This is a genomic window from Nonomuraea cypriaca (assembly GCF_015645445.1).
GTDB classification, from domain to species: Bacteria; Actinomycetota; Actinomycetes; order Streptosporangiales; family Streptosporangiaceae; genus Nonomuraea; species Nonomuraea cypriaca.
The window spans coordinates 1-5907 of the sequence record NZ_JADOGI010000390.1; the positions used below are offsets into that span (position 1 = coordinate 1).

The following is a 5907-nucleotide window of genomic DNA, read 5'->3' on the forward strand; positions in this document are numbered from 1 at the left end:
GGCGTGGCTGAGGGATTCGCCGAGGGTCTTGGCACAGGCTTCGTAGCCTTCCGGCGGGCCGCCGTACGGGTCGTGGACCTCCAGGACGCGCCGGCGGTCGCGACGTGCGGCGGCCGACTGGACGATGGCACGCGCCCGCTCCACCGTGTCCGACCGGTAGCGGCGCTGCCCGGCACCGGAGGCGAGCCCGGCGAACTCCGGCAGCGTGAACGTCTTGTGCGCGGCCACAGCGTCCAGGCCGACGGCCACGGCGACGTGTCCGGCCTCCATGGTCAGCAGCAGGTCCGCCCACCTGACCAGGCCGGGATCCAGCATCCTGGCCCGGTGCGCCCGCCCGTCGAGACCGAGCCTGTCCAGCGCGGCGACGGCGTGCGGCGCCATCGGATGGCCGACCAGGGCGCGGACCCCCGCGCTGCCCGTCGCCACCGGTAGCGGCGTGGAGTGGAGCATCGCCCCGGCGATCACCTCTGCCATGGCGGAACGGCAGATGTTCGCCGTGCACACCAGCAGGATGCGGAACTCAGCACTCACACCAGCCAATCTAACCTCTCCGGTCCGGCGGCCGAGGGGACGTGCGGGCCGGGCGGCTGGAGGCGGGCTGGGAGGCGGTGGGGAGTGGCCGCCTACCCCTGATCCACCCCGAGGGGTGGTGAGGCGCTGAGAGGGCGGCTCAGGTGTCTTCCAGGCGGAAGCCCACCTTCATGCCGACCTGGATGTGCGCGACCTCTCCCGCGTCGAGGTGGCCGCGGATCTCGGTCACCTCGAACCAGTCGAGGTGGCGCAGCGTCTGCGAGGCGCGCCTGAGACCGTTGCGGATGGCCTGGTCGACGCTCTCTCCCGACGTGCCCACGATTTCGGTCACGCGGTACGTGCGATCCGTCATCTCCCTGTCCTCCTTACTCGAAGGCCATGATCGCATGCCCCCGTCACCGGCGGGGTGCGCCCTCGCGGGCGGCATACCCGAGGTCTACCGTAGAAGGTATGAAGGGCTGGCGCAGGAAGTCGAGGACGGACGTCCACCAGGTGACGGACGCCAAACCGTCGCTGACGGCCGACATCCACAAGCGCGAGATCAGCTATCTCATCAAGATGGGCATCCGCACGATCTGCCTGATCCTGGCGGTCGTGCTCCCCCTGCCGTGGCCGTACCGGCTGGTGTTCATCGCCGCTGCCGTCTTTTTGCCATACATAGCGGTAATCGGGGCCAATGAGAGGGGGAAGGAGGCACCGCCGCCTACCTTTCAGTCCCCTGAGGCTAACCAAACCGAGATACCGCTGCATCGACGCGAGATCGGGTCGTGACTAAGTCTTGACGCATCCCATGGGTTGTAGGTGTACGCTTTAGCCAAGCGCTCCGGTCCCCCGTCGGAGTGCTGGTGCCGGCGTTCCGGGCCCCCGTCGGAACGCCGATGAAGCGACGCCGGGTGGTTTGCCCCCGTAACCACCCGGCGTCGCCCTTTTCTTGGGCAAACGTTTGCCATGGACGATCATGTCCGAGGGCGCGCCGGGCAGTCGGTAGGACTGCTTTCCCGAAATCGTTTACACGCCCTCCCGCCTCAATATTCACAGGGAATCTTCAGGGCGGGCGGGCTTGACTTCAAGAGTTCGTTCGAGTGTCAGCCGTCTGTCAGCGTCTCAGTGGTCGCCTCGCCCCAGTTCTTCGCCAATGTGGTCAATCTCGCCACGGCGTCCTCAGGGGCGCTTCCCGCTCCCTGGGCCAGCCCGAGCAGGTACGCCGTCAGCGGCGCGGCCGGCCTGGCCACCCCGTGGGCGACCTCCTTGGTGAGTTCGAGGATCTGGTCCCGGTCGACGGCGGCCGGGTCGATGCCCAGCTCCTTGCAGGCCAGCGCGGTCCATTCCTTGAGCACGTTCATGCGAGCCTCCTGTAGGTCGTCCATTGTGTCGCAGTCGAACCACGGCCGTCCCGGAAGCGCCAGGCGCGCGCCGGTGAGAGGGCCGAGCAGTCCCTTGAGTGAGCGGCCCTCGTAGGTGCGCAGGGCCGCCTGCAGCTCGGCGGCCGGCCACGCGCCGGCCAGCCACTGCTCGCGCCCGCCGTCATCGACCATCACCGCCCCGGCCCGTCCGGCGGCCTCTGCCGCCCCACCGGGTCCAGTGCCCTCGACTCCGGCCGGTACGGCAGCCGCCGTGCTCTCAACGCCGGCCGGTACGGCGGCCGCCCCACCGGGTCCAGTGGACTCAGCTCCGGCGGGATCGGCCGCTCCGGCCGGGTCGGCGGCCTTGAGCAGGGCCGTCACGTGGGCGGCGGTGAGGAACGGCAGGTCACCGGCGAGCAGGACCACCCAGGGGGCGCGGACCTCGGCCAGCCCGGCCGCCAGCGCGGGCACGGGGCCGCCCCGCGGCGGGTCCTCACGGGTGAACACGACCCCGGGGATCGGGCGTTCCGGCCCGACCACGATCGTCCTGTCCGCGCCGGAGACGGCCGCCACGACGTTCTCCACGAGGGATCGGGCGCCGACTGTGAGCGCGGGCTTGTCCGCTCCGCCCAGCCGCCGTGCCTCTCCCCCTGCCAGGATCACCGCGTCGTACGGCATGGCGCGGCCGCTCAGCCGCCGATGGCGGACATCGGCCTGGCGGGCTGCAGGAACGACGGATCGTCGATGCCGTGCCCGGCACGCTTGCGGGCCACGGCGGCGACCCACCGCTCGGCCAGTTCGTCGTCGGACGCGCCCGCCCGCATGGCCGTCTTCAGGTCGGACTCCTCGGTCGCGAAGAGGCAGTTGCGCACCTGGCCGTCGGCGGTGAGCCGGACCCGGTCGCAGGCCCCGCAGAACGGCCGCGTCACCGACCCGATCACGCCGACCCGCGCCGGGCCGCCGTCCACGAGGAACCGCTCGGCCGGCGCGCTGCCGCGATCCTCCTGATCGTCGGGCGCCAGATCGAACGAATCCGAAAGCAGGCCGAGGATCTCGTCGGCGGTGACCATGTCCTCGCGGCTCCAGCCGTGCTGCGCGTCGAGCGGCATCTGCTCGATGAAGCGCAGCTCGTAGCCCTGGTCGAGGCACCACCGCAGCAGCGGCCCCGCCTCTTGGTCGTTGACGCCGCGCATGAGCACCGTGTTGACCTTGACCGGGGCCAGGCCGGCGGCGGCCGCGGCGGCCAGGCCGGCGATCACGTCGGCGTGCCTGTCGCGATGGGCGAGCCGCTTGAACGTGTCCGCGTCGAGCGTGTCGAGCGAGACGTTGACCCGGTCGAGCCCCGCGCCGGCCAGCGACTCGGCGAGGCGGGCCAGCCCGATGCCGTTGGTGGTCAGGGAGACCTGCGGCTTCGGCTCCAGGGCGGTGGTGCGGGCCACGATGTCCACCAGCTCGCGTCTGAGCAGTGGCTCGCCACCGGTGTAGCGCACCTCGGTGACGCCGAGACGCTCGACGCCTATCGTCACCAGGCGAACGATCTCCTCCGCCGTCAGGAGCTGGGGGTTCGGCAGCCAGTCGAGCCCTTCCGGGGGCATGCAGTATGTGCAGCGCAGGTTGCATTTGTCCGTGAGGGACACCCGCAGATCAGTCGCCACCCGTCCGAACGAGTCTCGCAACACGGGGCGTCACCTCCTGTTCGTCCGCCAAAAAGCCAGCCTACGACGCTCGCACCGCAGCGCCCAAAAACACGTGTCTTGCCCGACAACGTTCTCGTTGGTAGATCGATTCCGCCCGGGACGGCTCCTACCCTGAATTCGTGGTGGATCACCCGCGAGATCACGCCTGGCCCTGCTGTGACAGTGACATGGGCGCCCCAGGTCGCCGTACGTTTCAGGCGTGGTTGAGGGCGGTTTCGTCGGTGGTGGTGTCTTCGGGGGTCCATAGGGTGTCCGGGGGGTTGGCCAGGTGCCAGCGGACCGATTCTGTCACTCGCGCCGCCGGGTCGCCGGGCGCCCAGCCGAGCAGTTCCTCGGCACGCGCCACGGAGATCAGCAGGTGCTGGGCGGGGGCTCCGGACAGCACGAGGTCGGGCGGGAGCGCGTCGTCGGGTACGCGCACCAGCCGAGCCCCGGACCCGGCGGCGGCGAGGATCTGCTCGAACCAGGCGCCCACGGTCACCGTGCTCGTCTCGGCCAGGTTGACCGTCAGGCCGTCGGCCGCGCGGTTGTCGAGTGCGGCCAGCACGCCGGTGGCCATGTCGTCGACGTATCCCCTGGTCCACAGGAGGTTGGCGGCGCCGACCGGGATGCGCTCGCGGCCCGCGCGGACCCGGCGCAGGATCGGCTCCTCCCTGCGCTGCCAGTCATGCGGCCCGTACACCATCGGCAGCCGCAGCACGACGGCGCCGCGGGCCAGCCAGCGCGCCTCCACGTCGAGCTTCTCGTAGTCGTCCGGCACGCCGGCGTAGCCCTTCCCCCGGTACGGGTAGCGCTCGCGGCGAAGCTCGGACTCCTCGGTAATCGGCACGGGCGCCAGGCAGCGGCCCGTGTGCGCAGGCCTGCCGGGTCGTGTGGGGGTGGACAGGCGAACGCCCGGCCGGGGTGCGGCCGGGCGTTCGCGGGCGGGTCAGCGGCGGTGGCCGACGACCTTCACCCAGTCCTTGCCCTCCGAGGGGGCGAGCCATTTCGCGCCCTCGAAGATCGCGCGCCACGTGCCAGAAGTGCGAGCAGGGACCTTCGTCGCGAAGTAACCCTTGCCGCTGGTCCTGACCGTGTCGACGTGCTCCCACCTGCCGCTGCCGTCCGGCTGGAAGAGGATCACGATCCGCTTCCAGGCGAGGCGGTGCCAGGTCTCCTGGGTCTTGCAGTGGTCGGCGTGGATCACCGCGACGAAGCCGTCGATGTAGTCCTCGTCACACTGCACGGAAAGCTTGCCCGAGAGGGTGATGGGCTTGCCGCGCCACGCGGGCTCGGGGCTTGCGTCGAACTTCAGACTCGTGTGACCGCCGGCGACATCCGGGTCCAGGCCCGGGTCCGCGAGCGCGGGCGAGGCGGCGGTGGCCACCATCGTCGCGCCCAAGGCGGCTGCCGCCAGGCCGGCGGCGAGACGTCGCATTCTCAATGAATTTCCTTCCCCGTCTGGGAACGCACCCCGGGACGGGGCACGTCAACAGCCAATGACGCGTAAGGGTAAAGAAAAGTTGCGACGATGTTGATCACAATTCCGCAACGCCGGTTTAGGCGCGCACCCGCTGATGTTTTTATTTAGTACGTTATTGAGTTATTTGTCGTGTTTTAGATATGTCTGATGAGTAGTGTCCGGTTCCTGGATAGCGGACGCGCCACTGACCGCCCGCCGGGGCCTGGATCGTGCTCACGAACCCGCCCGCGGCGTCGGTCTTCGCCTGGCCGACGCGTTCCCAGGTGGCGGAGTTGCCGGGGCGCCAGAGGATCTCGAGCGGCTGCCCGGCGAACGGGCCGTAATCGGTGAGGCCGCGCGGATCCACCCGGGTCAGGGAGCCGCGCAGGCGTACCGTCGCGCCGTCCGCGCCCTTGGCCCGTTCCACCGTCACCTCGGAGAGTCTGGTGTCGCGCTTGAGCTGGAACGACGCGTATTCCGTCACGGTCGCCCCGCCCGCGTCCTTCGCGGTTGCGGCGATGGTCCAGGTGCCCGCCGGGTAATAGCGGTTAAGTCTCTTGTCGGGGAGGAAACGCCAGGTCTCCCATCGGCCGGTCATGCGAGCCGCCCCTGCGGGCGCCCACGAGTTCGAGGAGGGCTCAGCGCGCCACTCCAGAGTGGGGGGCAGGGCGGGGCGGGCGTTCGGGTACCGCACGTCCACCCTCGGGCGGGCACCCTGCGGACCCTGGACGAGTGGTGGCCTGCCGACCGGCCGCGGACGGTGGATCGATGGTGAACCGCCGATCGGCCAGGGACCGTGGATCCGTGGTGGATCATCGAATGGCCAGGGACCATGGATCCGTGGCGGACCCTCGATCGGCCGCGGGCCGTGGATCGGCTGTGGACGGTGGATGGG

The 5907-nt window shown here is 70.2% G+C and carries 8 protein-coding genes; 1 reads left to right on the top strand and 7 read right to left on the bottom strand.

Going from position 1 to position 5907, the window contains the following annotated elements; genetic code table 11:
• Positions 1–531: arsenate reductase/protein-tyrosine-phosphatase family protein (locus tag ITP53_RS53400; protein WP_195903144.1), on the bottom strand; the 531-nt coding region annotated here is incomplete at its 3' end.
• 139 nt (positions 532–670) lie between these two features.
• Positions 671–883, bottom strand: coding sequence for a dodecin (locus ITP53_RS53405; protein WP_195903145.1), 213 nt, complete (start codon positions 881–883; stop codon positions 671–673).
• A 98-nt stretch (positions 884–981) separates the two neighbouring features.
• Here ITP53_RS53405 and ITP53_RS53410 point away from each other — a divergent pair, with 98 nt between their 5' ends.
• Positions 982–1302 carry a DUF3099 domain-containing protein gene (locus ITP53_RS53410; RefSeq protein WP_195903146.1) on the top strand — a complete coding sequence of 107 codons (321 nt, stop codon included), beginning with the start codon at positions 982–984 and terminating at the stop codon, positions 1300–1302.
• Positions 1303–1616: 314 nt separating this feature from the next.
• Here the strand turns inward: ITP53_RS53410 and ITP53_RS53415 are convergent, their stop codons facing one another.
• From ITP53_RS53415 to ITP53_RS53435, 5 genes are all read right to left on the bottom strand, one after another.
• Positions 1617–2552, bottom strand: a complete 936-nt coding sequence (locus ITP53_RS53415; RefSeq protein WP_195903147.1) for an NTP transferase domain-containing protein — start codon at positions 2550–2552, stop codon at positions 1617–1619.
• Positions 2553–2563: 11 nt separating this feature from the next.
• Positions 2564–3553, bottom strand: coding sequence for a GTP 3',8-cyclase MoaA (moaA, locus tag ITP53_RS53420; RefSeq protein ID WP_195903148.1), 990 nt, complete (start codon positions 3551–3553; stop codon positions 2564–2566).
• Between the two features lie 211 nt (positions 3554–3764).
• Positions 3765–4400: an NAD-dependent epimerase/dehydratase family protein gene (locus tag ITP53_RS53425; protein ID WP_195903149.1), complete on the bottom strand. Its 636-nt coding sequence runs from the start codon at positions 4398–4400 to the stop codon at positions 3765–3767.
• 99 nt (positions 4401–4499) lie between these two features.
• On the bottom strand, positions 4500–4988 hold the full coding sequence (locus ITP53_RS53430; protein ID WP_195903150.1) for a hypothetical protein: 489 nt from the start codon (positions 4986–4988) through the stop codon (positions 4500–4502).
• Between the two features lie 157 nt (positions 4989–5145).
• Complete coding sequence (locus tag ITP53_RS53435) at positions 5146–5712, bottom strand: hypothetical protein (RefSeq protein ID WP_195903151.1); 567 nt, start codon at positions 5710–5712, stop codon at positions 5146–5148.
• Between the last annotated feature and the right edge of the window lie 195 nt (positions 5713–5907).